Annotated in this window: 34 protein-coding genes; 29 read left to right on the top strand and 5 right to left on the bottom strand. The window is 39.7% G+C overall.

The window, feature by feature from the left end; translation table 11 throughout:
* Positions 1-59 precede the first annotated feature (59 nt).
* From DVB69_RS11495 to mce, 12 genes are all read left to right on the top strand, one after another.
* Positions 60-611 carry a nucleotidyltransferase family protein gene (locus tag DVB69_RS11495; RefSeq protein ID WP_199562855.1) on the top strand — a complete coding sequence of 184 codons (552 nt, stop codon included), beginning with the start codon at positions 60-62 and terminating at the stop codon, positions 609-611.
* 25 nt (positions 612-636) lie between these two features.
* Positions 637-1,509: a hypothetical protein gene (locus tag DVB69_RS11490; RefSeq protein WP_116019234.1), complete on the top strand. Its 873-nt coding sequence runs from the start codon at positions 637-639 to the stop codon at positions 1,507-1,509.
* Positions 1,510-1,670: 161 nt separating this feature from the next.
* Positions 1,671-2,207 (top strand): GNAT family N-acetyltransferase, encoded by a 537-nt coding sequence (locus tag DVB69_RS11485; protein WP_116019233.1) that lies wholly within the window; start codon positions 1,671-1,673, stop codon positions 2,205-2,207.
* A gap of 259 nt (positions 2,208-2,466) precedes the next feature.
* Positions 2,467-2,628 (top strand): DUF5694 domain-containing protein, encoded by a 162-nt coding sequence (locus DVB69_RS17585; RefSeq protein WP_158541085.1) that lies wholly within the window; start codon positions 2,467-2,469, stop codon positions 2,626-2,628.
* Positions 2,629-2,687: 59 nt separating this feature from the next.
* Entirely contained in the window at positions 2,688-2,855 is a 168-nt protein-coding gene (locus DVB69_RS17955) for a DUF5694 domain-containing protein (protein WP_370452970.1), read from the top strand.
* Between the two features lie 778 nt (positions 2,856-3,633).
* The gene (locus DVB69_RS17950; protein WP_370452966.1) at positions 3,634-3,876 is read left to right on the top strand and encodes a GNAT family N-acetyltransferase; all 243 of its coding nucleotides are present in this window, start codon (positions 3,634-3,636) and stop codon (positions 3,874-3,876) included.
* A 112-nt stretch (positions 3,877-3,988) separates the two neighbouring features.
* Positions 3,989-4,453 carry a GNAT family N-acetyltransferase gene (locus DVB69_RS11470; RefSeq protein WP_116019231.1) on the top strand — a complete coding sequence of 155 codons (465 nt, stop codon included), beginning with the start codon at positions 3,989-3,991 and terminating at the stop codon, positions 4,451-4,453.
* Between the two features lie 43 nt (positions 4,454-4,496).
* Positions 4,497-5,096 carry a hypothetical protein gene (locus tag DVB69_RS11465; RefSeq protein ID WP_116019230.1) on the top strand — a complete coding sequence of 200 codons (600 nt, stop codon included), beginning with the start codon at positions 4,497-4,499 and terminating at the stop codon, positions 5,094-5,096.
* Between the two features lie 25 nt (positions 5,097-5,121).
* Complete coding sequence (locus DVB69_RS11460) at positions 5,122-5,244, top strand: DUF3784 domain-containing protein (RefSeq protein WP_158541084.1); 123 nt, start codon at positions 5,122-5,124, stop codon at positions 5,242-5,244.
* A gap of 228 nt (positions 5,245-5,472) precedes the next feature.
* Positions 5,473-5,769, top strand: a complete 297-nt coding sequence (locus DVB69_RS11455; RefSeq protein WP_116019228.1) for a helix-hairpin-helix domain-containing protein — start codon at positions 5,473-5,475, stop codon at positions 5,767-5,769.
* A 73-nt stretch (positions 5,770-5,842) separates the two neighbouring features.
* Complete coding sequence (locus tag DVB69_RS11450) at positions 5,843-6,349, top strand: GrpB family protein (protein WP_158541083.1); 507 nt, start codon at positions 5,843-5,845, stop codon at positions 6,347-6,349.
* Between the two features lie 29 nt (positions 6,350-6,378).
* Positions 6,379-6,792: a methylmalonyl-CoA epimerase gene (gene mce / locus DVB69_RS11445; RefSeq protein WP_116019226.1), complete on the top strand. Its 414-nt coding sequence runs from the start codon at positions 6,379-6,381 to the stop codon at positions 6,790-6,792.
* A 77-nt stretch (positions 6,793-6,869) separates the two neighbouring features.
* On the opposite strand, the gene DVB69_RS11440 is transcribed toward mce, so the two are convergent.
* The 3 genes from DVB69_RS11440 to DVB69_RS11430 form a co-directional block, all read right to left on the bottom strand.
* Positions 6,870-7,898 carry a DUF4097 family beta strand repeat-containing protein gene (locus tag DVB69_RS11440; protein ID WP_116019225.1) on the bottom strand — a complete coding sequence of 343 codons (1,029 nt, stop codon included), beginning with the start codon at positions 7,896-7,898 and terminating at the stop codon, positions 6,870-6,872.
* Entirely contained in the window at positions 7,891-8,214 is a 324-nt protein-coding gene (locus DVB69_RS11435) for a PadR family transcriptional regulator (RefSeq protein WP_116019224.1), read from the bottom strand. Before DVB69_RS11435 ends, DVB69_RS11440 begins: the two co-directional genes overlap by 8 nt.
* A 284-nt stretch (positions 8,215-8,498) precedes the next feature.
* The gene (locus DVB69_RS11430) at positions 8,499-8,693 is read right to left on the bottom strand and encodes a YjcZ family sporulation protein (RefSeq protein ID WP_116019223.1); all 195 of its coding nucleotides are present in this window, start codon (positions 8,691-8,693) and stop codon (positions 8,499-8,501) included.
* Between the two features lie 236 nt (positions 8,694-8,929).
* Between DVB69_RS11430 and DVB69_RS11425 the strand changes: the two genes are divergently transcribed.
* The gene (locus DVB69_RS11425) at positions 8,930-9,196 is read left to right on the top strand and encodes a hypothetical protein (RefSeq protein ID WP_116019222.1); all 267 of its coding nucleotides are present in this window, start codon (positions 8,930-8,932) and stop codon (positions 9,194-9,196) included.
* A 70-nt stretch (positions 9,197-9,266) separates the two neighbouring features.
* Here the strand turns inward: DVB69_RS11425 and DVB69_RS11420 are convergent, their stop codons facing one another.
* The gene (locus DVB69_RS11420; protein ID WP_158541082.1) at positions 9,267-10,058 is read right to left on the bottom strand and encodes a DUF2268 domain-containing putative Zn-dependent protease; all 792 of its coding nucleotides are present in this window, start codon (positions 10,056-10,058) and stop codon (positions 9,267-9,269) included.
* Positions 10,059-10,192: 134 nt separating this feature from the next.
* Here DVB69_RS11420 and DVB69_RS11415 point away from each other — a divergent pair, with 134 nt between their 5' ends.
* The 8 genes from DVB69_RS11415 to DVB69_RS11385 all read left to right on the top strand — a co-directional run bounded on the left by DVB69_RS11415 (position 10,193) and on the right by DVB69_RS11385 (position 15,458).
* On the top strand, positions 10,193-10,906 hold the full coding sequence (locus DVB69_RS11415) for a class I SAM-dependent methyltransferase (RefSeq protein WP_116019220.1): 714 nt from the start codon (positions 10,193-10,195) through the stop codon (positions 10,904-10,906).
* A gap of 17 nt (positions 10,907-10,923) precedes the next feature.
* Complete coding sequence (locus DVB69_RS11410; protein WP_158541081.1) at positions 10,924-11,367, top strand: GNAT family N-acetyltransferase; 444 nt, start codon at positions 10,924-10,926, stop codon at positions 11,365-11,367.
* A 214-nt stretch (positions 11,368-11,581) separates the two neighbouring features.
* The gene (locus DVB69_RS11405; protein ID WP_116019287.1) at positions 11,582-11,965 is read left to right on the top strand and encodes a VOC family protein; all 384 of its coding nucleotides are present in this window, start codon (positions 11,582-11,584) and stop codon (positions 11,963-11,965) included.
* 36 nt (positions 11,966-12,001) lie between these two features.
* Positions 12,002-12,403, top strand: a complete 402-nt coding sequence (locus DVB69_RS11400) for a VOC family protein (protein WP_116019218.1) — start codon at positions 12,002-12,004, stop codon at positions 12,401-12,403.
* A gap of 47 nt (positions 12,404-12,450) precedes the next feature.
* On the top strand, positions 12,451-12,978 hold the full coding sequence (locus DVB69_RS11395) for an isochorismatase family protein (protein WP_116019217.1): 528 nt from the start codon (positions 12,451-12,453) through the stop codon (positions 12,976-12,978).
* Positions 12,979-13,064: 86 nt separating this feature from the next.
* The gene (locus DVB69_RS17700) at positions 13,065-13,205 is read left to right on the top strand and encodes an RAxF-45 family protein (protein WP_199562854.1); all 141 of its coding nucleotides are present in this window, start codon (positions 13,065-13,067) and stop codon (positions 13,203-13,205) included.
* Between the two features lie 87 nt (positions 13,206-13,292).
* Positions 13,293-14,906 (top strand): ribosomal protection-like ABC-F family protein, encoded by a 1,614-nt coding sequence (gene abc-f / locus DVB69_RS11390; RefSeq protein WP_116019216.1) that lies wholly within the window; start codon positions 13,293-13,295, stop codon positions 14,904-14,906.
* 15 nt (positions 14,907-14,921) lie between these two features.
* Positions 14,922-15,458, top strand: coding sequence for a P-loop NTPase family protein (locus tag DVB69_RS11385; RefSeq protein ID WP_116019215.1), 537 nt, complete (start codon positions 14,922-14,924; stop codon positions 15,456-15,458).
* A 517-nt stretch (positions 15,459-15,975) separates the two neighbouring features.
* Here the strand turns inward: DVB69_RS11385 and DVB69_RS11380 are convergent.
* Positions 15,976-16,797, bottom strand: coding sequence for a squalene/phytoene synthase family protein (locus DVB69_RS11380; RefSeq protein ID WP_116019214.1), 822 nt, complete (start codon positions 16,795-16,797; stop codon positions 15,976-15,978).
* A gap of 190 nt (positions 16,798-16,987) precedes the next feature.
* Between DVB69_RS11380 and DVB69_RS11375 the strand changes: the two genes are divergently transcribed.
* From DVB69_RS11375 to yfmH, 8 genes are all read left to right on the top strand, one after another.
* A complete protein-coding gene (locus DVB69_RS11375) occupies positions 16,988-17,437 on the top strand; it encodes a MarR family winged helix-turn-helix transcriptional regulator (RefSeq protein ID WP_116019213.1) in 450 nt (149 codons plus the stop codon).
* Positions 17,437-19,047: an MDR family MFS transporter gene (locus tag DVB69_RS11370; protein ID WP_116019212.1), complete on the top strand. Its 1,611-nt coding sequence runs from the start codon at positions 17,437-17,439 to the stop codon at positions 19,045-19,047. The genes DVB69_RS11375 and DVB69_RS11370 overlap by 1 nt, the downstream gene beginning before the upstream one ends.
* Before the next feature lie 214 nt (positions 19,048-19,261).
* On the top strand, positions 19,262-19,603 hold the full coding sequence (locus tag DVB69_RS11365) for a thioredoxin family protein (RefSeq protein WP_116019211.1): 342 nt from the start codon (positions 19,262-19,264) through the stop codon (positions 19,601-19,603).
* 96 nt (positions 19,604-19,699) lie between these two features.
* Positions 19,700-21,406: an ABC transporter ATP-binding protein gene (locus tag DVB69_RS11360; protein ID WP_116019210.1), complete on the top strand. Its 1,707-nt coding sequence runs from the start codon at positions 19,700-19,702 to the stop codon at positions 21,404-21,406.
* 33 nt (positions 21,407-21,439) lie between these two features.
* Positions 21,440-23,194, top strand: a complete 1,755-nt coding sequence (locus DVB69_RS11355; RefSeq protein ID WP_116019209.1) for an ABC transporter ATP-binding protein — start codon at positions 21,440-21,442, stop codon at positions 23,192-23,194.
* A gap of 31 nt (positions 23,195-23,225) precedes the next feature.
* Positions 23,226-23,741, top strand: a complete 516-nt coding sequence (locus DVB69_RS11350) for an LptM family lipoprotein (RefSeq protein ID WP_116019208.1) — start codon at positions 23,226-23,228, stop codon at positions 23,739-23,741.
* A gap of 81 nt (positions 23,742-23,822) precedes the next feature.
* Entirely contained in the window at positions 23,823-25,118 is a 1,296-nt protein-coding gene (gene yfmF, locus DVB69_RS11345; protein ID WP_116019207.1) for an EF-P 5-aminopentanol modification-associated protein YfmF, read from the top strand.
* Positions 25,118-26,401, top strand: a complete 1,284-nt coding sequence (gene yfmH / locus DVB69_RS11340) for an EF-P 5-aminopentanol modification-associated protein YfmH (protein WP_116019206.1) — start codon at positions 25,118-25,120, stop codon at positions 26,399-26,401. Before yfmF ends, yfmH begins: the two co-directional genes overlap by 1 nt.
* Positions 26,402-26,508 lie beyond the last annotated feature (107 nt).

Raw genomic sequence — 26,508 nt, 5'->3', positions numbered from 1 at the left:
TTTGTTTTTATTAAACGAGTTTAATCCGGAGCTCGGATCCCATCACAAGGGGGTATTTGATGAGATATGAACAACGACTCAAGAAAATCATAGCAAATGACGATATGTTTGTGTCAGTATTGAAAGCAGTAGAGAGCTTACATTTACCTGATGCCTGGGTTTGCGCAGGATATCTAAGAAATAAGATATGGGATGTGCAAGATAATATTTCAACTACAGTTAATGATATTGATGTGATTTACTTTGACGAAGTAACTATCAGCACGGACATAGAGAGAAAGTTAGAGTTGCTATTACAGGAAATTATGCCAGGTCAACCTTGGTCTGTTAAGAATCAAGCGAGGATGCATGAGAAAAATGGTTCAAATCCCTATCATTCATCTTTTGAAGGTGTTTCAAACTTCCCTGAAACACCAACAGCTGTTGCAATCCGAATTAGGAACAATGAGTTAGCAGTCATGGCACCATATGGATTAAGTGATTTGTTCTGTAAATATGTTAGACCTACCCCTAATTTTGATAAAACAAGCGACCTCTATTCTGTCTATCTTGAGCGAGTGAATCAAAAAAAGTGGGATGAACGATGGAGTCATCTCATTGTGGAAAGATGAATTTAATTTTAAGGAGAGGGTGGATATGACTGCTAGATTCACCATCGTCAATGATTATCCGGACACTAAGATTGTTGAAGATTTTATTGACCAGGTGTTGTTGAATCATAGCGACTTAAAACAAGAAATACGTAGTGCTAGACGAGGCAATTCGAAGACCTTAGTTGCACATGTTAAAAATACGCTGCAACTGGTAGCCATTACTCATGATTCTTCATGGCATCCAAATTGCACATATGTTAGATTGGCATATGATTTTAATCGAATGACGGAAGACGTTCTTCACCAGTGTGTTTGGTTCCTACAACAGGAATACTCGAAACCATTATTTTTCTTAGTGGATAATCGATATCATTTGCTTATCAAAGTACTTCGTACCAATCAATTTTCACTGATACGAGAAACTGAAATACTACATATCTGTCCATTGAAATCACTAACGGAAATAAGCGTTTTACCAAACAAACGAACCTTTCATGAGATTAAAGAAGATCCCGAGATCCTTGCATCACTTATAGGATTAGTAAAACAAGTTTACACGGACACTCATCTAGCAAATCCGGTAGCAAATCATTCATTCACTTCTTGGGAACTAGCGATTATGGAAGGGCTAATGGAAGAGAATAGTTATGTCATCGTTCAGGATTCCATCGTTCACGCTTTTAGCTTCTTATATGGAGTGAATGATGAAAGCTGGGAACTTGGATGGATAGGGGTCCGCGACATGAAGAATATTTCAGAGTTAGACAAACTGATACAAGTTCAATTGAAAGATGCAGTGCAGCATGATATTCGATTTATTGAAAAAGAAGCCGATTCGACATGTCCTTATTCCCAGCATGTAAAGAATTCATGGGTGTATTCCGTTGATGAGCGTTTTTATTCTTATCTTGGTTGAATCCACACTACTTTTAGAGTGTTTTGTAAAATGAAGTTCATGGGAATTACGTACTCACCACGACTTTCCTATTGAAGTAGGAAGGAGAGTCAATACATGCATTCTATTTAATTATCCATATACCTTTTTCAAACAAAGAGTACTTCAAGGAGGAGATTAGTTTGTTTCCTGTATTAGAAACCGAAAGAATTCGTTTGAGGGAAATTAATAAAGAAGATGCAAATCGTATTTTCTCGTATTTTTCTTCGGATGAGGTCACTCGTTATTATGGACAAGATTCCTTTCGAAAAATAGAAGAGGCTGAGAATTTGATCGAAATATTCCATAAAAATTATAGTGAGAAAAGAGGAATACGATGGGGAATTGAGTGTAAAGAGACGAACCAACTGATAGGGACGATTGGATTTCATCTTTGGTCACCACGACATAAGCGAGCAGAAATAGGATATGATCTACATCCTGATAACTGGGGATATGGATACGCCCAAGAAGCAGTTGCTGCGATTATTTCATATGGCTTTAATGTCATGGAACTTACTCGAATCGGGGCAGTTGTATTCATAGAAAATGAGTCATCGAACAAATTGTTGGTGAATCTTGGATTTGAAAGTGAAGGGATTTTGAAAAGTTATATGTATCAAGACGGTGTTGCTCATGATACTTATATTTATTCCTTAATAAGAAATAATTATCTATAAAAAGCTTGCCTTTATAGGGACGATTGAATGAACTAATGAAGTGAAAAAAGGGAGTGACAAAAGTGAGCCAGACTTCTCCACTACTTTTAATAGGAATAGCACACTTGGAGAGTAATAATAATGGAGATTTGCATGCTCCAAAGACTGAAGGGGTTTTTTAGAACCACAACAATGCCAAATCGAAACAATTGTCAAACGCCTGACGAAATTTAAACCGACAAAAGTTGTAGTAGAGTGCCCAAAAGAGTTTAATAGCAATTTGAATGAAGAATATCAGGAATATTTTAAAGATAACTTTGTACTCACCTCCAAAGAAGTACATCAAATTGGATTTCGATTAGCTAAAGAGTCAGGTCTGAATGAAGTTTTTGCGGTCGACTGGGATAAAGATGTACCTGGAGTGACGGATCTTGTGCAATGAGCTAAAGAAATTGATTCAACTATTTTTAATCAGTTAAATGCTAAAATGACGGTTTTGACATCTGGGATTATCGAAATTTATTAATCTACAAAAACATTGTGGATTTGCTCCAAAATGAAGGAGAACGGATTTTTGTCTTATATGGTTTTGGTCATGCGGCAATTTTACAGCAATATCTTCAGTTAAGCGGTCTGTTTTCTATTGAAACTTTTTCCGACTACTTATGAATAGTTTCTCATAGGAATTTGTAAAGAAATGGGCTGAATACTTGAAACGATTGAAAAAGAACTTCAAAGTAAATTTTACTGCTCAACAACCACCCTTTTTTCAAGTGAGTGAAAAAAGAAAAATGATCAGACCCTTTGGTGTTTTCAGGCATTCTCCATCACTCTTGAAAAATGTAATTTCCCATTTATTTAAAGGAAACTCTCAAATTGATGCTACATTTTTATACTCATACATACCAAATGGTCAGACTAAGTCTCGACGATTCGCAAAGGGATCTTTAAGCAGGTCCTTCACCATTTCAAATTGGAATGAGTACTCGAAAATAACTGAAGAGTTTAAGGATACAATACTCTACGTAACAATCGAGGATGTCAAAATGGGCGAAGTCGTTCATTATGCGAACTCACTACTAAGAAAGAAAAAGAATCTCTATATTGCTTTTTATAACGATAGCTATTACCTTCAAATCGATCATGACGAGCTAGTGATCATAGCAATTAGTAATGAATTAGCGGGTTCCTTGAAGAGGTCTTTCAAGTCTATGGAATAGGGATGAGGTGAAAACGAATACAGATTAGACATGTATATCTCGAGGATGCAGTACAGCTGTGTCAACTGATTCAGCAAGTTGAAAGTGATTCGGAGTATATGCTTTTTTAGCCAGGTGAACGAAAAATAACAGTTGAGCAGATGCAAACAAGAACTCGTTCGATGAAAAAAGAAAGACATTCAGCAATTTTTACAGCTGAATAGGATGGAGAACTAATCGGATATCTCATGGCAATCGGAGGAAGCTCCAAAAGAACACGTCATACGGTATATTTTGTTATTGGGATTTTGACTTCTCATAGAGGGCATGGAGTCGGAACTCACCTCTTCAAACACCTTGAGAAATGGGCAGTTCAACATAACATTCGCCGGCTGGAATTGACTGTTGCTCAGACGAATGAAGCAGGTATGCGGCTGTATCGGAAAATGAATTTTGAAATCGAGGGAAAAATCGTGATTCACTCATTATAAATGACGAATATGTAGATGAGTACTACATGTCAAAACTACTAAGGTGAAATAAGGAAATCGTGTTTCTTTATTAAGAATAATGGTTTTGACGATGTAAGGAAGGTGATAAACGATGGAAATCCGGAAACTGAAAGCGAATGAAAAGCCTCCAATGGACTTATTAATGTTGGCAGATCCATCGATAGATAGGATTGAGGAATACATTGAGGAGGGGGATTGTTTTGTAGCAGAGGATGAGCAGCAGATTGTTGGTGTTTATGTATTGTTGCAAACAAGTTCTGGAAATGTAGAGCTAATGAATGTAGCTGTAGCAGAAGATCTGCAGGGGAGAGGAATCGGTAAGAAATTAGTGTTGGATGCCATCCAAGTAGCTGAAACTAAAGGGTACACCACTCTTTTTGTCGCTACAGGTAATTCAAGCATTGGGCAGTTAGCGCTTTATCAAAAGTGTGGATTCAGGATAGTTGGTGTAGACCAAGACCATTTTGTTATTCATTATCCAGAAACAATTTTTGAGAATGGCATCCAATGCAGAGATCGCATCAAGCTGGAATTTAATTTGAAGGAAAGAGAATGACACTAACGCCAGCAGGATTTATGGTAGAAAAGGAGGTAATATTATGCGAAAGCAGCTATTTTTTCTATTAACTTTAATCGTTGTATTAAGTGGTTGTTCAGGTGTTCTTGATAAAAGAAATACACTCTCAGTTTCGGATTTAACGGATCGTGAACAAGGTCTTCTCTCTATATATTCAGACAATATGTTTGTGTATGATTATCATGTCGATAAAGATTTTAAAGAGGTTACTATTTGGGTAGAAAAGTATGAAGCTGGGAAGTTTATGGATGAACCAGTCTCCTCAATTATCACACCAGTTGAAGCAGAGGGTACCATCATGTTTTCTATGCAAAGACCGTTAGTTGAATATGATAAAAATGTATTAAATTTAGCGGTAACTAGGAAAGACGGCAGCGGCTCTGTACAAAATATTGATGAGCAGCCGGTAGGATTTCAAGAGATGGCCTCCACTTCTAGTTCATTTCCAGGTGAGCTGAGACCCCTTGAGGAAGAGAATGTGTTAGCAACTATTTGTTTTTCTAAAGAGAGTAATGGCATGAGTTCGATGACCTCTGAATTTTACGAAGATCCGGAGGGTTCTATCGAAAAGTTAGGTCAATATGATCTTGTCTATGTACTGAAAATTCAATTCAATAAATGAGATTCACGTAGTGGAGGTGGTAACTGTGATTGTCTTCATCTTGCTTATAATTTTATTTCTTGGGTTGGGAATCCTATTTATTAATGGGAAAGGACATTCGTTAATCGCTGGATACAATACGATGTCTGATGAAGAAAAAGAAAACTAGGAACCTATCCGCTTATGTAAATTTATGGGCAAGGTAATACTTGCACTAACATTCAGTATGTTCTTCTTCGTGCTGAGTGACTTGTTAGACAGATTTTGGCTCATGTACGTGGGTTTAGGAATGTTCCTTTGCATCGTAATATTCATGATTGTCTATATGTATACAGGAAAGCGATTTCAAAAAACAATTGTATAATGCTCTAATTCTTAGAAAGAAAAGGAGGCTGTCATGGGCATCTCGAATACTGACTTAAAAGCGTTCGAGCAAGGTCACCACTCTAATAAGAAAAGTGACTGCCCTACTTGCCCAATATGCGAAAAGGAAAGAAAACCTGAAAGTGGGTTTCTCTCTATACTTTCTGCTCCTGCAAGACGAGCATTAGAGAATAACGGCATTCAGTCATTTAAGATTCTCGCTACGTATACGGAGAAAGAACTGTTACAGTTTCATGGACTTGGACCTGCTTCCATTCCTAAACTGGAGCTAGCACTAAAAGAAAAGGGAATGGGTTTTAAGAACGAATGAACCATTCATGAAGTTAATAGTGAGGGAGGTAATTGCTATCATTTTAGGGTTAGTTAGAGATGAGATTAAACTCGTGGAGCCTCAAATTGGGTGGGAACCTGAATTTAAAAAGACCCAGCAGGCAATCCATGAGGTGACTGGCTTGGACTTCAATCGTATTGAACATATCGGCAGTACCTCTATTAAAGGAATTAAAGCAAAGCCGATGATCGATTTCGCGCTTGGAGTGGATGACATCCATCACGTAACTGTCGAATTGTTAAAAAGTTTAAAAACCATTCAATTTTACCGCCTCAAAGTCGTTTTAGAAAATGAAGTCGTTCTGGCGAAGTTTTTGGATAACGGGAAAATGGATACGAAGACGCATATCATTCATCTAGTTGAGCACGAAGGTCAAAAATGGAAAGACCTTCTTTCATTTAGAGATCAGCTTAATTCATCAGAGGCATTGGCTAAAGAATATGAAGCACTTAAACTGAGTTATTTGTTGACAGGTAATGGGGATATGAACGACTATACAAGGTATAAAGAGAATTTTGTTAAACGTGTAGTAGATAGAGCGAAGACTACCGATTCATAAAACTGGATGTACTCAAAAGGAGAACTACAATGAATTACGAACTCGATCATATCGGTATTGCAGTCAGAAGTATCGAAGAAGCGCTTCCTTTTTATCTAGAAGTTCTCAAAGGATCATTAGAAGATCGGTACACGAGTGACGTACCTGGGGTTGAAGTGCATGTAGCCGTTGTTCAAACCAACGGACAAACCATCGAACTCCTAGAACCGACAAATCGAGACTCTCCGATTGCGAGGTTTATCAAGCAAAAAGGGAAAGGCGTTCATCATGTCGCGTATCGAGTGGACGATTTAGATCAAGCAATTTTAGATGCAAGAGAAAAAGGTATCCGTTTTCTTGAAGACACCTTGCGCACGAATGCACGAGGACGGAGGCTTATCTACATCAATCCAGCCTCTACGGAAGGGACATTATTTGAGTTGTGCAGCTATCCTCAGGAGTAATTCGACTATTCTACCATACAAAAAAACAGAGACTTGTGATCTCTGTTTTTTAATTATCTTTTGTTGAAATTGACCACTTATTGAACGGTAATTCGACCATTATCTGATTTTAGCCGGATTTTATACTCGCCTGCTCCAATTTGGGTACGTGAATTCTTTTCTCCAAACACATCTACTCGCCCGTGGTCGGTTTTCACTTGAATGGTAACATTTGAGGGCTTTTCTTCAGACTGAATCAGTATGCTACCATTGTCTGTTTGCATATCGATGTTGCGATCCAGGCTACCGGTGAGCAATGTAATTCGACCATTGTCCGTTTCGCCGATGATGTTTCCGTTCACATGACTCAGCTCAATACGTCCGTTATCGGTTTCTACTCCAATTGCATCTGCATCGACATGACGCATTTCGATCCGACCATTATCGGTTTTCGCAATGATCCGGTCTGATTGAGTATTCGTGACTTCAATGCGCCCATTGTCTGTTTTTGACTCGAGTAATCGAGTTGCAATCTCACGTAATTGAATACGCCCGTTATCTGAAGTGACTCGAAGCGATTGACTTAGCAACTTTTCTGCGGAGATTCTGCCATTATCCGTTTTTAGCGAAATAGCATCATACAGTTTCTTAGGAATCGAAACTTTCATGATGACACTTTTCATTGAAAAGCTGAACATCATAAATCTCGGGCGAAGACTTTTCAGCTTAACAACAAGTGTATTCCCGTTCACCTCAGCGGACAGTTTCAACTTATCATTACTTCCCATCAGCTCTACTGTCGTGACATGATTTTCAGAAGGGGACAGCAGGAGTACACCGTGCTGAACGTCAATGGATATGTCCTTGAAACTGTCATCTTGGATGCGGATGACTTCAGTAGTAGCGTCCGTCTGAATTTCTTTACTCGGCTCAGGGTAAGATGCGAGTAGTTCACTGGCAATTGAGATAGGAGACCCTAAAGACACTGTGATTTCATCATCCGATTTACCGTCTTTTCGACCGTCAATGAAGTATTCTCGAATGTCTGTTACGATGTCTTGGCGCTCTTCTAAAGGGAGTCGGCTCAACAACCCTTCAAGTTCCGTAATGTATTGTTTTTCAGTCATTTTTAATACCCTCCTTGATAAGTGTGTTGACGCCTAATGAAAAATGCTTCCATTCTTCTAATTGTTCGTGGAGATATTCTCGTCCTGTATCCGTCAACTTGTAGTATTTACGTGGCGGACCTTCCGTGGATTCTTTTAGGTACGTCGTGAAATACCCTTCTTTAGTTAATCGACGTAACAGGGGATAGACAGATCCTTCTGAGATCGAAATTTGACCTGAAATTTTTTGTACCAATTCATAGCCATAGCGATCTTGTTTGTCGAGAAGGACTAGCACACAAAGGTTCAGGACACCTTTCTTAAACTGAATGTTCACAAATGTTTCCCACCTCTCGCTACTATTTAATGAACAGTACCAGTCCAAATGGAGTACCGTTATTAATAGAATAGCATTTAGTAGTGTTCATTGCAAGGTACTATAAATTTTTTTGTTTTGCTTCCATACAACCATTTTTACCAATCAGTGAATCAATATGTATCTTTCGTTCGAAAAGGAAATTATTACGAACTGGGAACTGTAGAAAGAGCCTGGCGAAAAATCGAAGGAATTAAAGAGGCTGAGTCCCATTATTATAACAATGGGACTCAGCCAGTTTTAAATTAGCACTCGTTTCTGTTAGGACAGTTGTCATTATTATTCGATACATAAGATGCACCGATGATGATTAAGAGAATGAATAGAACAACTAATAGCGCAAAGCCGCCTCCGTTACCACGACCTCCACCTCCGCCACCACAATTTCCACCGGGAGCACCGTATCCGCCATAGCCGCAAGGATCACATCCATAACCCATAGTTTTCACCTCCTCAAACGTTTAACTTTAAAAGAGTAGTCATAAGCAGTTCGAGTAAATGGATATCCAGACCCGCTCATCCCACCTCCACGTTGCCTATGTTGATAGAGTATGCGTACAGCATATCTGTGACAGGGACATTCACACAATTGATGATTTTTTTGGGTGTTGTCCCCTTCGATAGATGCTATGCGTTCATATACTGCTAGAGGGTGACTAAGAGGGGAGGGGTAAAAATGGCGAAAGAAAACATGCATCAGATGTGTAACCGTCATCGCGGGAAAGCAGTTGTGATTCGAACGAACGATGGTAGGGAGCATCGTGGAATTATCCAACACGTAGATAATCGACAAGTATATTTACAACCGATGAATGGTGGTAGAAATTTAGGTGGATTCGGTTACGGATATGGCGGCTATGGATATAGACGTAATGGATTCGGTTTAGGAATCGCGATAGGTTCTATTGCAACACTTGCGTTAATTCCATTCTTTTTTTGGTGAGTTGTTAAGGCATGACGAGGAAAGTGGCGCCTGGATTGGTTGGGCGGCGCCTTCCTTGTTTTTTTTGAAGTCATTTTTTCAGTTGAGTAAGGCCGGCGATGACTTCAGCGTTTTCACCCAATATGTCGAGAATGCATACTTTGTGCGTATTCATATATGTCTCAACTAAGTAATAGCCAACACAATATCCAGCCATTTTAGGGTGGCCGTTCCATCCATATAAGTATTGGTTGTGTAGGTGGTGAGATTTCTTTAGCATCCTTTTGGGTAAGATGGACTTTTCCCAAATCCTTGCGAGCTTTTCATGTGAATAGTAATTTGTCCAAGTTGCGGTGAAAGCTTCGCCTAATCGTTCACGCACCGCGTGCTCGGCTAGCCCTTCTAGAATGATTGAGTCGAGCAATGTGAATGAGTTCTCCTCTTTTTTTGTTAGCCACATTCGACATAGATGATTGTATTCATGGATGAATAAGGCTTTCAATTCATGCGCTAAAATGGTTTCGGGTACAAATAGAAATAGTTTATCGGCAAACGCCAAGCCCGCTTTCCCATTCGTATCACTCAACAGCTTCGGATCTGCTGTATTTGAAGGCAAAATAATAATTGGAACGTCTGGACCTTTCCACTTCTTTTGAAGTGCCTGATGTTCTCGTTCGACAATTCCCCAAATGTTGTTTTGTTTCATCGTTTGTACAAGCGTAGCTCCACTTTTAACTGCCTCTTGATACATTCCATGCAACCGAAAGTAGTCGTATATTTCATTAACGGAAACACGAGGGAAGAATGGTTTCATTTTTTTACACAACTTTAAAGGATCTTGATAATGTTCAAGCAACCACTCATTTGTTTTAATGACAGGCATCCCAATTCCTCCTTCCACTATCGTATGCAGTGGTGGGCTAGAAGGCCTTAATCTACTTGATAATGATTGGGGAAAAATGTTTTTCATTTATGAAAGTAATTGCATATCTATAGCAGGAGAGGAAGTGAAGGTATTTGGAGAAGACGTACTTAGATTGTCTAGCCGTTTTTGGGATAGGAGGAGCTCATCCCGGAGGTCTTTTACTTACTAAGAAATTGTTAGCTGAGGAACGGTTCCATGAAAACATGGTGGTATTGGATGCAGGATGTGGAACGGGTCAAACGGCCGGGTATCTCGCCACGGAATTTGAATGTCAGGTACTAGCGGTAGACTATAATCCTTTGATGGTTGAGAAAGCTACAGAACGTTTAGTAAAGTTACAGAAAGATATAAGGATTGAAGTTCAAGATATACAAAAGTTACCCTACGAGGAAAACTCTATTGATTTTGTTCTCTCTGAATCTGTAATTTCTTTTACTACTCCGACTATGAGTATTGCTGAGTTGACAAGAGTCTTGAAAGAAAATGGTAAACTTTTCGCAATCGAAATGGTTCTAGAACAGCCAGTGAGTGCGGAGGAGCGGAAAGAAATAATGGAGTTTTACGGGATGGAACAACTTTGGTCAGTAAATGAATGGATGGTGGCATTTCTTGCAGCAGGCTTAACCATCCAGTCAATCGATGTTCCTGAACTGGAAACCGATAATGAAGACAGTGAAACCGCTACTGATTTTTCACTCTCAGAATCCATAGAGGAAGACTTTCATAATATTTTAAGTCAACATTTGATAGTAACGGAAAACTATAAGAAACAATTAGGTGTACGCATTTTTAAATGCATAAAGTAAAAAAAAGGAGGGGAATTATGGAGATTCGAATGGCTACGGAGATGGAAACGTTAGAGATTTTATCTCATTGGCAAACAGTAATGTCGGAAGCGACTGTTGGGTACTTAGATAGGAAAAAGGAAAGTGAACTGACACCCTTAGCACCATTTTTTTATAATAATTTCGATTACCTGGTTTTTTTAGAAAAGGGAACCGTTCAAGGGTGGATTGGAGTAGGGGAGATTCGTGATGCATATATGGAGGGATCGAAAGGCTTTATATCCGAACTTTATGTACTCCCAGCGTTCAGAAATCAAGGAGTGGGTCGGAAACTTTGTCAAGAAGCCATCAAAAAGTTCAACAAAGAAAACTATAGATCGGTTCAACTGAACGTATTCAAAGGAAATGAAGCAAAATGCCTTTACGAAAATTTAGGATTTTCTGAAGTGAGTTGTCTGTTGGAGCTGAGTCTAGAAACGTAAATTGTCATACGTTGAGTGCTGTAAAAATAATAGAACCTCATTGTTTACGTGATTAGGGTTCGAAGAGGTGTCAATGAAAGTGGAGAAATCCCATTGGCACCTCCATTGAAATAAAGGAATATCAAGTGTTCACAACGAATGAGTTAATGAAATCGACTATGTATGGAGTTCGCCTGTTAAATGGACGTTACATAGAGTTGAAGGAGGCAGAATGTTGATTCAAAAACTTGGACAAGTGATGGTGTACGTCTCAGATCAAGACAGCGTGAAGAAGTTTTGGGTAGAGGATATCGGATTCAGTGTCATTTCAGAGGAAGACAACGGCGAGGGGATGCGTTGGATTGAAATTGCACCATCGGATGGTTCAGAAACAAGTATCATTCTTCACAACAAAGAGCTTATATCCAATATGCAACCGGAATTAAATATGGGGACACCTTCACTTATGTTTGTGACGGACAAGCTGGACGAACTCTATGAAAAATTCACTAACAAGGAAGTGACTGTTGGTGAAGTAGTAAGAATGCCATCTGGACGTGTCTTTAACTTTGCAGATCCAGAAGGAAATTACTTTGCGGTGAAGGAACAAGTTTACTAAATAGTAATGGTTATATACTGAAAGGAGTGATAACCAATGGGAAAAGTAACACCTTTCCTAATGTTTCAAGATGGTAGCGCAGAAGAAGCTATGAACTTTTATACGTCACTTATTGCCGATTCTAAAATTAACAGTATCTCACGATATGGAAAAGGACAATCTGGAGATGAAGGAAGCGTAATGAAAGCAACGTTCTCATTGAAGGGGCAAGACTTCATGTGCATAGATAGTAATGTCACCCATCAGTTTACCTTCACACCTTCTTTTTCCATTTACATCAATTGTGATTCTGAAGAGGAAATTCGATGTTTATACGAAAACCTGGTGAAAGGTGGGCAGCCACTCATGCCACTAGAAGATTATGGGTTTAGCCAACAATTTGGATGGGTAAATGATCGCTTTGGCGTTTCGTGGCAATTGGACCTTCCTCATTTGTGAATAGAGTTTCTGCGATAGAGAAATCTTGAAAAGGTAGGTGCATTTCCATGAGAGCACTTTTAGTCATCGATGTACAAAATGGTATTGTGAATTTCGGGAACTTTACAGAAGAATTAACGAACATTCAAAAAGCGATTCGTGAATTTAAAACTAAAGAACTCCCGATTTTCTTCATGAAGCATCTCAACAGTGAAGAGGACAGTGCATTATTGGAAGGTTCAGAAGGAGCAGAGTTACATGATTCAGTGAAAGAGTATGCCGATACCGTGATTGAAAAACGTACACCTAGCTCTTTTTACAAAACGGACTTAGCCGAGCGTTTAAAGGAATCGGATGTCGATCATCTGATAATCACGGGTTTTAACACGGAATATTGCTGTATGTTCACATCTATCGCTGCCTTTGACCGAGGATATCGGGTAACTTATATCGAAAATGCGACAGGAACAATGAATTCAGGGGAAACGTATGGACAGAAAGGGATTGACATTAAGGATTTTGTGGAAACGGTCCTCCATTGGTCGGATGCCATTGAAGTCATCTCCTATGAGGAGTATGTTGAAAAATATAACTGAATCTAGATGATTGAACGAAGTTTTCTTGCAAGTCAATCATTGGCGTGATAAAATTATAATAACTAATATGAACGGAGGTGGAAAGAATGAAGAAGACAGTCGCGCTGACAGGTGTACAGGTAGATACAGCAATGTATTTTGCACGTGTCATTACTTTCGATTTTTTGGAGAACGGGATACGTATGTCCATTTTTAGAAAACCAAAAAATCAATGCGCAACTGATTAACTTCACTCTTTTCACGAAAAGACTGCTTGTTAACAGGTGGTCTTTTTTTGTTTGCCTGAAATAAGTGCGCTCCTGGAGGCACTTATTATGCATATTAAAGCGGAAAACATTACAAAATCGTTTGGCGGTACGGTTGTACTTGAACAATTGACAATGGAAGTGAAATCTGGCGAACATGTGGCGCTGGTTGGACGTAATGGATGTGGGAAAACGACATTGTTAAGCTTACTCGCACGGGTCGAAACCCCTGACAACGGTCGTATTATCCAGTCAAAGGACAGCAAAATCGGTTATTTGCATCAGATTCCTTCCTACCCAGATCATCTTGTTAAAGATGTTTTGTTGGTGGCGTTTAGCGACCTGTTAGCAATCGAACGCCGCATGAAAGAATATGAATTACAAATGGCTACAGATGTTTCGGAACGAATTCTTAGTCAATATGGGGAACTTCAAGAGACGTTTATGGAACTTGGCGGCTACGAGATGGAGTCTAAACTAACAAGTATCGCAAATGGATTAGGGATTACACACTTTTTCCAGAAGGAGTTCGAAGACTTAAGTGGAGGCGAGAAAACAAAAGTAATGTTGGGCCAAATCTTACTGAAAAATCCGGATATCCTTCTTTTGGATGAACCGACGAATCATCTGGATTTATCTGCTATTGAATGGCTAGAGCAGCACATTCAACAATTTCCTGGGACTGTAATACTTGTTTCTCATGATCGGCAATTCATGAACCGTGTTGTCGGTAAAGTCATTGAGGTAGAAGATGGGCAATGCTGGGTAAGTCACGGGAATTATGATGCATTTCTAATGAATCGGGAAGCTAAATTGGAACAACAGTTTTCGGAGTACAAAGAACAGCAAAAGAAAATCAAAAAAATCAAGGAATCCATCCGTAGACTTCGTCAATGGGCAAATGAAGCTTCACCCCCAAATCCGGATTTATTTCGCAAGGCGAAGTCCATGGAGAAAATGCTCGCGAGAATGGAAGTCGTCAAAAAGCCGAAAACAGAGAAAGCGATGCGTCTGCAGTTAGAAGCGGGTGAACGTAGTGGGAAAGAAGTCGTACGGGTTGAGGAGCTTAGTCATCGTTTTAAATCGGAACAGCAAGTGATTTTTGATAACATTTCGATGTCTGTATACTGGCAAGATCGCTTAGCAATAGTTGGAGATAATGGCACAGGCAAGTCCACGCTTTTGAAGATGATCTTGAAAGAATTAGAACCATCAGAAGGTCTGATTCACACAGGTAGTAATGTCACAATCGGATACTTGGCACAACAATTTGAAACGGTAAACGATGAATTGCGTTTGATTGATGCCTTTCGTGAGGAAATAGCGATGACTGAACCCGATGCCCGACACGTTCTCGCGCAGTTTCTGTTTTATGGTCATGACGTTTTTAAGAAAGTGAAAGATTTGAGTGGCGGCGAAAAGATGCGCCTTCGACTCGCGCAGCTGATGCAACAAAATATTAACTTGCTCCTACTGGATGAACCAACGAATCATCTGGACATTGAGAGTCGGGAAGTGCTAGAAGAAACACTTGATAATTTTGAAGGGACGCTCATTGCAGTGAGTCATGACCGTTATTTTTTGCAAAAGCTATTTAATAAGATTGCGTGGATTGATCAAAAAAAGATGACTGTACACGATGGGGATTTTGAATTTGCTCGGCGAAAGCAAGTTGAAGTTTGAATGAGGGAGGTCGTTATGCAACGGATTCTAGTGATGGGAATTTCCGCGGGCGCGGGGAAGTCGACATTTGCTCGTTCCTTAGGAGAAATGCTCAATTATCCAGTTACTTATTTGGATAGTCTCTATTTTGAACCTGGATGGAAGGAGGTCCCTTTGGAAATATTTGAACAGCGTCAAGTTGAAGCAACGGCAGATTCGACTTGGATTATAGAAGGAAACTATTCCAGTACAGTGTCAGTTCGTGAAAAGCGTGCAGATACCATTGTGTACTTGGAACTTCCTCTTTACCTATGTTTGTATCGTGTGCTAAAACGGCGGATTCGTTATCATCGTCAAACGAGACCTGAACTCGGAAAAGACTGTCCTGAAAAATTGGACTGGGAATTCCTCAAGTATATCGTGACTACGTATGGGCGTAGAAAAGTGGGTATGCGGGGCAGGATGCTTCGATACGCGGAAGAAGGAAAAATGGTTTTCCATCTTCAATCCCGGCGACAAATTCGGGATTTTCTTCACGAACTAGATTCTTCAAAATTAGACGAGCTGCATTAGCAATTCGTCTAATTTGTTTTACATACTTAATTGGACACTATTGCCACCAATTAATAATGTTTTTGTGGAATAAATGTAGGATTGTTTAGCGGGTTTTCATCACGTTTCAGTGGGTATGAGCGATATTGGCTGGTTTATGATCACAATACTGAGGTTATGAGCGGAATCTGTGATTTATGATCACAATGCTGGAGTTATGAGCGGAATTCGAGATTTATGATCACAATGCTGAGGTTATGAGCGGAATCTGTGATTTATGATCACAATGCTGAGGTTATGAGCGGAATTCGAGATTTATGATCACAATGCTGGAGTTATGAGCGGAATTCGAGATTTATGATCACAATGCTGAGGTTATGAGCGGAATTCGAGATTTATGATCACAATGCTGGAGATATGAGCGGAATTCGAGGTTTATGATCACAATGCTGAGGTTATGAGCGGAATCCGCCATATTATGATCAACACCCTATCGCGAGCATTCCGCAAACTAAAAAGAGCAGCTGCGGCTGCTCTTTTATGTGGTTTCTTTTAAAATTTCATCTACTGTTGCGTTCACTTCTTCGCGCTTCATCTTTTCTTCACCTTTTTCAAGTGCAGACAATGTCTTTTTCGCGAGTGCTAGTGGGATTTTGCAGAATAGTGTAATGTTTTTCGTTTCGATTTGCTTCATATAGTCATCCGCCATGTTTAGATTTTCTTTGGCGTAGTCAAACATGTCATCACGCGTCCATCCTTCGGGTAAGAAGCGGACGCCTCGTTCTGCGTCTTCGTCTTGATTACGTAGCATATTGACTGCCTGTAATCCACGACCATATCCGATTGCTAATTCGCGATCGGTTTTTGTCCCATCGTATTGCTCCCAAATATCAGATAGCATGACACCAACGAGTCCTGCTACAAAGTACGTATATTCGTCTAAGTCTTCTTTAGTTCCAATTTGGAAGTCCTTTTCAACCCACTTCGCCATGCCATCTGCCATAATCGCAGTCACATTGCGCACGTTTTCATACAACTCCGAGGGGCATACTGCGAGCCAGTCCGCTAGACGACGTGTCACTTCGGGCAACTGTCCTTCAACAGGTTTTAAAAGGGCTTCATAATCTTCCTGGTTAAATCCATTTCGAAGCAACTCTGCTGTTGCACGAAGTAATGCAGTCTTTTTTACAGGATCCAGATGCTCGTGATCTTCAATTTCATCGATTGCACGTAAGCATAGATAAGCGGATCCAACCGTTTTACGCAGTGTCGAGTTCAATAATTTAATCGGTATGTAGAATGTGCGGCTCGTTGCTTTAAGTACGCGCATCGCATCTTTTTGTAAGGCAGCTTCATTCATGTCAAAATCCTTCTTTCCATAATACGATGTAGTAGACTCTAATGTTTATATCATACCGCTTACTCACTATCTTTTCCATTGAAAGCCTCTTGAATGCTTGACGCAGGCTAAACTGGAACTTATACTAGTAAATACTTCAATGATTAAAGTATTTAACAGGTGAAGTAAATTTGTTGGGAGGTAGAACACTATGTCTGAACGGAACAAAACGGATTTTGTTAGGTTTGAAGAATTATTCTGGAATGTGACGCGGGAAATGGGGAGGATGTGGAAACAAGTTTTCGAAGAGCATCTGCCGGGTTCACAGTCTCATCTAGTATTTACATTAGCGCGAAAAGGCCCACTTAAAATGTCGGAGCTCGCACAAATTCTAGGATTGACTGCTGGTGCCGTGACAGCTGCGTCTGATAAATTGATGAACCATGGATACGTCACTCGAATTCGAGACGAATCTGATCGGCGCATTGTACACCTTGCGATTACTGACGAGGGTAGAGAAATGCTGCAGCAATTGCGCGCAGTAGGAAGAACGAAAATGTCCGAAGCGTTCAGTCATCTTGATGAAGGTCAATTGCCGATGATGATAGAGGTCTTTGAACAGGCAGCTGTCAATATATCTATTATGAAAGGAAATGAGTAATGAACCACTTAACTGCAAAACAAAAAGTGACGATCATGATTGCGATTATGACGGCGATGTTTTTCTCTGCTATCAACCAAACGATTATTGGTGTTGCTATGCCTAGAATTATTTCACGACTGGGAGGCATGGATTATTACACGTGGGTCATTACGATTTATTTGCTAACAATGGCGGTTGCGACAATCCTAGTAGGGAAACTGTCTGATATTTACGGAAGAAAACCGTTTCTACTAGCGGGCATCGCAATCTTCATGGTCGGTGCATTCCTGTCAGGATTCTCTTCAACGATTTTCCAACTTATTATTTTCAGAGGGATTACAGGTATCGGTGGCGGTGTCATTATGTCTACCGCGTTTACTGCTGTTGGGGATTTATATTTACCAAGAGAACGGGCGAAATGGACGGGGGCAATGAGTGGAATCTTCGGGGTTTCTAGTGTCCTTGGACCTTTGATGGGAGGATACATTGTTGATCACCTCGATTGGCATTGGGTCTTCTGGATTTTCTTACCCCTCGGCTTAGTGGCTTTTGTATTAATTGCAAAACTGTTCCCGAAAGTTGCCAAAAGAGAAGGAGAGTCCATCGATTACTTCGGATCTCTATTTTTAACGGTTACGATTGTTTCTCTCTTGCTCGCATTCAGCTTGGCGGGTGAAGGTGTAGGCAAATACGGATGGTCCTCTTGGCAGATCATTGGACTCTTTGTAGTGACCGTTCTAGCGTTAATTGCGTTCATTATTACTGAAAGCAAAGTGAAAACACCAGTCTTGCCGCTTTCACTATTTAAAAATGACATTGTTACCATGTCCAATATCGCTGGGTTTTTATTAGGTGCGGGTATGATGGGGATCATGATTTATACGCCGTTCTTCATCCAAGGTGTAAAAGGCATTTCTCCTAGTGGATCTGGATATATTATGATGCCGATGTCGATTACAATGGTGTTTGCAACGACTTTCGCCGGAGGCTTTATGACGAAAACGGGTAGATATAAAGGGCTGGCCATCATTGGATTAGCCATTGGATCCATTGGCATCTTCTTGATGAGCTTCATTTCTATCAATACATCAGTTGCGTTGATAATCTTGTATTTGTGTATCGTAGGGATTGGTCTCGGTTTGAGCATGCCGGTATTTTCACTCACTGTCCAAAATGCTGTCAGCCTAAGGCAACTTGGTGTTGCCTCTGCCTCCTCACAGTTGTTCCGATCACTTGGGAACACAATCGGAATCGGCATATTCGGTGCCGTGATGAGTTCTGTTATGATGAAAAAAATGACTTCCGCATTTTCCGGACAAACGGACGGTGGATTATCTAATTTACCACCTGAAGAAGCAGGGAAGATTGGGCAACTTATGAATCCAGAAATCTTGTTAGATACCCCAAGACTTGAACAAGTAAAAGCGAGTTTACCAGCCGATATTCAACCAATTGCAGAACAACTTGTTGGAACAGTTAAAGGAGTTTTCAGCGAAGCACTGACGACCACTTTCTTTGTAGCAGCTTGTATCATGGTGTTGGGGGCAATCGTGGCGATATTTTTACGTGCGATTCCACTTGTCTCGGCAAATGATCCATCACATAAGAAAATTGAGAATGAAAAGTAACTAGAATATTAAGTTGCAGCCTTGTCCAACAATCGACAAGGCTGTTTTTTTATATCACGGACAAAATCGACATGATTTAGGACATTATAAGCTATAAATCTACCAAGGTATGCAGGAAGTATTGAATTACAGACATTCTAGACGTAAACTAACGTTAGTATTCAGAAAGTTTGAAAGATTGGTTTACTAATATTTACTAATTGGAGGAATTGAAATGGGAGAATTACGACAAGTAAGCAAAGAGGACTTTAATAATGAGGTATTAAACAGTAAAGTACCAGTAGTTATTGATTTTACAACAGACGGTTGTGGGCCGTGTGAATTGATTGTTCCAATCTTAAAGGACATTGACGAGAAATATACTGGTAAATTGAAAATTATTCAGCACAACGTGGATTTGGATGATTTGATGAACGAAGCTAACGATCATGTCAAGACATATGATGTTATGGGCTTCCCGACAATTGTTATTGTAAAAGATGGAAAAGCTGTTGACAACATCCTTGGAATTTATGATCAAGAAGAGATTGAACGAAGAGTTCAGCAAGTACTGTAACAACAATGTACTTTTAATGAGGGGAAGTGAACCATCTTGGTGACGGCAACTCAAAAGAGCGTGAAACGAGATATCCGGCGCCAGCAGGAGAGAGGCATGTGGAGATCGTATATACGACTCCTTTTTAAAACCAGGCTTCCATGGTTCTGGCTTGGACTTCTAACGGCACTCAATATTGCAGATATAACATTAGGTTTGTTACTACCAGCATATACAGCACAAGTTGCATCGGGAGTAATTACATCCACAGTTATTACAGGTGTTGTTGTTGTGATTGTTGTACGGGTTCTGTTTTCTGGAATAATTCGATACATTGGAAAAATCACATCGTATAAGATTGACATCCGTTATCGGAAGCTAATCTGGAATCGTCTGATGCGTTCGCCGATTAAACTTTATGACACCGTAAAACCGAACGAAATGGTAAGCCGTACCGTTAACGATACTTCTCAAATCAGTGCAGTCATTTCCGGTCTTTTACCTGCACTTGTTGGTATGGTTTACGGAACAGTATACATTGCCAAAGTTCTGTATGACTATGATTGGCGCTTAAGTGCTGGGTTAGTTTTGTATTCACCGGTTTATGTAATCGCCATTATCTTTTACGGGAAATGGAATTATCGAACACATAAATATACGCAGAATCGACTTGCCGGTTTGACTCAGTTTCTTTCGGAATTGCTCGTAAGTATTCCGCTAATCAAATCATTTGCGAATGAAAAGAAAGAAACCAATAGAGGAAAAGACAATATTCAGTTGTATTATAAAGCGAATATGAAACGCTCGTTGACTACCTGGGTGAATACACCATTAACTAGTCTCTTGAATCTATTTATGGAGTTATTTGTCATAATATTCGGAATTTACTTAGTGACTCAAGGAACTATCACGCTTCAAATCTGGATTGCATTCTTCATGTACGTTGGGATGTATTTTGGGATGTTGGAAACGTTTGGTGTCATGTACACGCAAATTAAACAAAGCCAGGGCGCGACATCTAGAATTGCTCATCTTGTTGAAAATGATCTAGAGCAATATCATCGTGAACAGGAAGTCCATAACAATCAGCTAGATCTTGAATTTGATCATCTAACGTTTGCATATGGTGACAAGCTCGTTCTTGACGATGTTTCATTTAAAATACCGTATGGTCAAGTGACAGCTATTGTTGGACCTAGTGGAGGTGGAAAGTCCACCATATTATCCTTACTCCAACAACTGTATCATCCAAATGATGGGCAGATCCTGTTTGGTGACACTCCAGTCGAGAAATTCCACTTAGATAGCTGGCGTGGTCTCTTCAGCTATGTCGCACAAGATAGTCCCTTATTTGCTGGGTCAATCCGGGAGAATATTGTTTATGGACTTGAACGTGAGGTAACTGAATCTGAGCTCGTACAAGCTGCAGAAAATGCCAATATTTTAGGTTTCATAAACGAACAACCAGAAAAATTTGATGCTCCTGTAGGTGAAGGGGGTTCTAGCCTATCCGGGGGACAACGTCAGCGTGTTGCAATTGCTCGGGCATTTTTGAGGAACTCAGATTTCTTATTGCTAGATGAAGCAATGGCAAGTCTAGACGTCCAGTCTGAAAAAGCAGTACAGGCAGCTATGAATGTCTTGATGGAAGGAAGAACAGCTGTCGTTGTGGCTCACGACCTTTCGATCATCCGGAATGCAGACCAAATTATTCTATTGAATGAAGGAAAAGTGGAAACAACAGGTTCACATGAAGAAGTACTAAAAGAAAGTGAACTATATAGACAGTTTGTTGAGTTTTTAAATAATACAACTGAGGGCTGATGACTGCTTGTAGAAAGAACGGGGGAATCAGCAATGAATGATCTGAAACGCAGAAGCTCTTGGGGAGAATTCTTCCATCTAATTCGAACAGCCAAACTGCCTTGGCATCTCTACATTTTTCAAATAGTTGCTTCTTTAGGAACGACAACACTCTTGCTTAGTATGCCTATTGTCATTCAACAGATTATGGAAGGGAACATTTTTGATAAAGCAATTGTTTGGAAATATGTGTACATGAATATTGCCAGTGTAGTTCTTGTAACGATTTCATCCCTTTTTGTTTTCTTGACTAGCCCAATTACGAAAAGGAATATCCAGCGAGTTATCTGGCCGAAGCTAATTCGATTGCCGATGAAAGAATATCGGGATAATAAGTCATTGAATATGATAAGTCGTGTAACACTAGATCCTGCATATATCGATAGTGCTATTTCAGATTTCACTAGTCTGTTCAACACAACTTACAGTTTGGTTGGATCGTTTGTCATCATGTACACTATGAATGTCAAATTGACACTTGCTTTGTTACCGGTCATTCCCTACATTATTATTGTATCTATCGTGGTTGGACACTTTACACAGAGGACTCAACACGGCGTGCAAAGTCAACTGTCCAATATGACCGCATTTTTCGCAGAACGTCTCCCTAAAATTAGACTTATCAAAACGTTCGGTAAGGAAGACTTTGAATTCGAAAAATCGAGCAGAGTCATTGAAAACCAATATACAGCGGATAAGAAACGTGCTTTTGTTGACCTTTTCGCTGAACCTCTTATGCAAAGCGTACAAGCAATTGTAGTAGGTACGGTTCTTGTCTACGGTGGATATTTGGTTTCCAAAGGGGACATGAAAGTCAGTCAAGTTATTTCGTTCTACTTGTATGTACAGTTTATACACAATAATGTGTTGAGGTATGGAATGTTCTGGCAAACGGTGAAACAAGCTAAAGGTGCTTCTGAAGAAATTGCAAAAATTCAAGAAGCAGGTGAAGAACAGCTTGAAAGGACGTATACGTTCAACGAGAAAGCTACACAACCAAATGCAGATTTGACGCTGGAGAATGTTTCGTTCAGCTATGACCAACGGCTTGCCTTGAATAATGTCAATCTAACCATTCCAAAAGGAAAACTAACAGCAATTGTTGGTCCAAGTGGCGGTGGGAAGTCTACCATTTTTGGCATGCTAGAACGATTGTATGAACCAAATGTTGGCCGTGTACTTATCGGTACAACTCCAGCAGACAAAGTTCATCTGGATGAATGGCGAGCAGGTATTGCCTATGTGTCACAAAATGCTCCGTTGCTATCCGGTACCATCCGGGAAAATATTCTTTATGGAATTCATGAAGAAGTCGATGACGAAATTGTTTGGCTTGCTGCAAGACATGCATCAGCAGAAGAATTCATTAAAGAATTCCCCGAAGGACTTGATAAAGATGTCGGAGAATTTGGTACGAAACTTTCTGGTGGTCAACGTCAACGAATCGCAATTGCACGTGCGTTCGTCATGGATCCTGAATATTTGCTGTTAGATGAGGCTATGGCAAGCCTGGATGCTCAAAGTGAACATGATATCAATCGCGCACTTAGATTGCTTATGAAGGGAAGAACAACTGCCCTGATTAGTCATAATTTACGAACTATGAAACAAATGGATCATATTATTGTTGTGAACAATGGTCAGGTGGAAGCATCTGGAACACATGTAGAATTGATGCAAACGAATGAATTATATGGAAACTTAATTGAGATTCAAAACGAAAAGAACCAAATGTTGTCGGCTACTTGATGAATTAAAAATAGAAAAAGGGGTGCTTAAAATGGAAAAAATGAAAAAAGCATTTTTAGTGTTGATGATGATGATTGTTGCGGGAGCATTAGCTGCTTGTGGAGATGATACTTCAAAAGACAAAACTACAAAACCAGAGACAGAGGCATCAGAACCCGGTGCAACTGAAGGAGATGGAGAAGCTAGTTCTGAAGACGTAGATCCGACAGATCCTAATTTCGATAAAATAATCGAACTGCTTGAAGCAGAGGGGCTTGAAGTGGGCGAGAAAACTTCTGGATTTGCTGACATCGATGGTACAACACAAGTAATGAATGTTGTCATTAATGGTGAAGATATGCTTCCTTTCCAAGTTTACATGATGAAATCAGACAGTGAAAACTTGAAATCAGCAAAAGACAAAGGCGAAGTCACAATGGAATTTGAAGGACAATCTGGTCAAATTCCAATGGAAGCAAAAGATGATTTCTTATACTTCATCGCTGATGGACATCCAGATCACGATAAAATATATGACGTGATGAAAAATGACTTCAATCAGGAATAAATAGGTTAATCTCAGGCATAGTCCACATAACCAGACTATGCCTAAGATTTATTGAGGGAAAATTGAAAGGGAGGCACAAAAATGAGTTTACTTAAATCGGCTGATGCCACTATGAATAATTTGAACGTTCATGTAATAGAAAACAAAAACTTCAAAACAGTAACTGTAGAATTGAAATTTCAAACGTTAGTAGATCGGGCTACAATAACGGAAAGGAATTTACTGCCGGGAGTTTTGAGAGCGGGTACTAAACGTTTTCCAACAGCTGCTGCAATACAGGATGAGCTAGATGATTTATATGGAGCATCACTTCTCCTATACCAAAGTGTCTCAGGTAACTGTCACATTCTGACGGTTCAAATAGAATTTGCAAACGAACGGTTTATTGAAAACGAAAATAGTCTTGAGGAAAACATTTTTGGTTTTCTGAACGAGTTGTTGTTCAATCCGAAAATAAGTCAAGATGGATTCGACAAACATACAGTTGCTCAAGAAAAAGAGAAGTTACGAAAAAACCTTAAAGCTAGTAAAGATGATAAATCATCATATGCAGGCGAGCGCTTAATAGATGAAATGGCAATCGGGGAACTGTATTCAATTCACCCAAGTGGTTATTTAGAAGACATTGATTCGATTACTGAGGCTGGACTTTATGCTACTTACAAAACTCTTTTGGAAACAGCTAGAATTGACGTATTCGTAGCAGGTGATGTTAATCCTGAAGAAACAAAAGAACTTATTGGAACGGTTCTGTCCGGAGTACCGGTTGGAAGTGAAAAGCGTTTACGTGGAGGCGCAGCATTACCGAGTGAAGTAAAGTTAGTAGAGACCGCTAAAACTATTCGTGAGACGGATGAAATCCAGCAAGCAAAGTTGCACATCGGATATCGGACTCAAACCATCTTTACGGATGAGGATTTTGAAGCACTAATGATCGGAAGTATGATTCTTGGTGGACATGCGGGTTCTTTACTGTTTACAACTGTTCGAGAACAGCATAGTTTAGCCTACTACGTTGGTGCGGATTTAGATTTATACAGTGATAAGATGATCATCTTCTGTGGAATCGCTCCAAAAGATTATGAGAAGACGGTTAAAATCATCGACGAACAAGTGGCGATTTTAAAGGCCGGTACATTCTCCGATGAAGTTCTTGAAGATACTAAAGCCATGATGATCGGTAGCTATCAGCAGGCGTTGGATGGTATCGGTGGAATTATTTCTACTGAATATCAGAAAATCTTAACGGGCACATCTAAATCACCACAAGACATGATAGAAAAGTTTAAATCTATTACTCGTGATGATATTCAAAGAGCTACGAGTAAGTTAGAGCGTGATACGACGTTCTTCTTAACGAGTAAGGGGGAAGAATAATGGAGAAATTGGATTTCACAACAATTGATGAAGTAGTGTATACGGAACAATTGCTAAATGGATTAAATGTCATCTTAATCCCTAAAAAGACGCTAAGCAAAACGTTCGGTATTTTCACCGCAGATTTTGGTGGTGCGGATTTAGAATTCATTCCTTACAATGAGACGGAAGCTGTTCAGATTCCATCAGGAACTGCTCATTATTTGGAACATAAGCTTTTTGATAAAGGCGATCACGATGTATACGCGGAATTTGGTAAGCTTGGTTCTGATGTGAATGCGTATACAAACGACTCTGAAACCTCTTATTATTTTACAACTGTTGGAAACGAAGTTGAAAATGTCGAGTTACTTTTGAATTTTGTGCAAGACCCCTTTTTGACAGATGAAACTGTAAACAAAGAAAAAGGGATTATTAGTCAAGAGTATCAAATGTATGCTGACATACCTGAACAACGTATCTACCTAGCTGTCCAAGAATCTTTGTTTGCAAAACATCCTGTTCGAAACGAAGTACTAGGTACACTTGAGTCAATTAATAATATGACGAAAGAACAATTACTAACAGCGTACGAGACGTTTTATCATCCAACAAATATGACGCTTGCTATTTCAGGTAATTTTGATACTGAGGAAATGATGACTGCAATCCGTAACAATCAGGAGTTGAAAAAGTTCCCTGAAATCGGTCCATTTACTCGTGTATATCCAAACGAACAGAAAGAAGTCCATGAATCACAACGTACCCAACATATGAATGTAAGTGTTCCTAAAGTGATGATAGGAATTAAGGAGTATGTCGGCCAGATTCCAGCAAAAGAACTTGGGATCCGTAAACTATTGACGAGTATGACCCTCGATTACTTTTATAGTAGGAGCGGTAAGTTCTATCAAGAACTTGCTGATTCGGAGCTAATAGATTCATCATTTATGTTTACATCGGTGATTGATAAAACCTTCGGATTCTCAATGATCGGCAGTAATTCTGCTCATCCTGAACAACTTGCTGACCAGATTAAGACACAGTTGAAGTCCTTAGCTACCGCTGAAATAGAAGAACAACAGTTCGAACGCTTGAAAAAGCGAACAATTGGTAAAACCTTGCGACGTATGAATTCGATTGAAAATAATGCACAAGGTATGATTTGGTATCGTAATCGTGCGTTATCTTACTTTGAAATAATTCCATCGATACAGCAACTGACTCTAAGCGATTGGAAGTCATTTCTTTCTTCTTGGATCGAAGAAGAGCGCTTAACAGTTTGCAACATCATGCCAGAATAACTATAAACCTCTTGTTCCCTTAGGGAACAAGAGGTTTTTTAATTTGCATGATTTCTCCAACTCGTATGGGTATGGTATAATTCGAACAATACACGTTGACAAGGTGA

It is taken from the genome of Sporosarcina sp. BI001-red, assembly GCF_003384035.1.
In the GTDB taxonomy this organism is placed as follows: domain Bacteria; phylum Bacillota; class Bacilli; order Bacillales_A; family Planococcaceae; genus Sporosarcina.
This window is presented reverse-complemented; position numbering and strand designations above follow the sequence as displayed.